Origin of the sequence: Flavobacterium sp. SOK18b (genome assembly GCF_014156605.1) — a bacterium.
GTDB lineage: Bacteria > Bacteroidota > Bacteroidia > Flavobacteriales > Flavobacteriaceae > Flavobacterium > Flavobacterium tiangeerense.
Genome location: NZ_QKNZ01000170.1, coordinates 1 through 1,159 on the forward strand (window position 1 = coordinate 1; position 1,159 = coordinate 1,159).

The 1,159-nt window shown below is 26.7% G+C and carries 1 protein-coding gene; it reads left to right on the forward strand.

Features of this window, described 5'->3' with window-relative positions:
* Positions 1–19: 19 nt before the first annotated feature.
* A partial coding sequence (locus DNC80_RS15705; protein ID WP_182652023.1) for a hypothetical protein occupies positions 20–1,159 on the forward strand: 1,140 nt, incomplete at its 3' end.

The following is a 1,159-nucleotide window of genomic DNA, read 5'->3' on the forward strand; positions in this document are numbered from 1 at the left end:
CAATAAATAAAAAACCATTTTGCATAAAGAAAACTCAGGAGATTCTCTAGAATTTGAAAAAGTTATTAAACTTTTTAGTGATAGTCGAAATATTACTATTCCAAAAAATGTTGAAAAATTATTAAGATCTAAATTACTAAAAAAAGAACTTTTAAAAATTCACAGAGATTCGGACTTGGCGATCGAATATTGTCTAGTGTTTTTATCAAACTTTAGTACTATTGATTATGAAAATAATAACCAAGGAAATTGGAAAGCATTATCTAGTGTAATATTACAAGAACAAATTCCCGGTTCAGATGGTAGATACAAAAGAGTGATTGATTTACTTTTGAGTAATATATTTTCATCACGTCCAATAATTGAAACCAAACTTAATGAGAGAGGAACAGCGAGTTATGAAGTTGGAAAAAAATCAAAACAATATAGACTTTCAGATCAATTTTTAAATCAAGGGTCAGTAAAATATAAAATATCAAGTGATTTTTTAATAAATCATAGACAAAAACAAAGAGATATTAACATTAACAAGGGGTTAACTAATCCAATAGCAAAGAATTTGTTAACAATCTATCCAAAAATCACTTTCCCAACTCAAAAAGAAATCTTAGTTGAAGCCAAAAAGTTAGTTAAAAATAAATATTACAACAATAAAGGAAAAAGATTTACCATTTTGAATGGTAGAAAGAAATCTCTTTTTAAAGATTTTGACAGAAGAGTAGCTTATGAAGATAATATTAAGCGTTATAGAGATTTAATAGATTCTGGACTTTTAGTTCCAACTATTTCGGGAGAACGAGCTGGAGGTAGAGTATATGATTCATTCAATTTGATGCCAACATTTATTCGACATCTAATCAAAATAGATAATGAACATGTAGTCAACGTGGATTTTAAATGCCTACATCCCAATCTTTCCATAAAGTTATACAATGGAAACAGTAAATTTTTAACTCATCAGTTACTAGCGGATGAATTAAAGCTAGATGTAAAGGATATAAAAGTTGAGCACATAAGTTTTTTTAATAAAGAACCATATCTAATGAAAGAAAGCAAATTATTTGAATATTATGAAAAAAATGAGCCAATAATCTTAGAAAATCTTATAAGAGATAAGAATGAAAATAAAGATTCTAATATAACCAGTCAAAGATTGTTT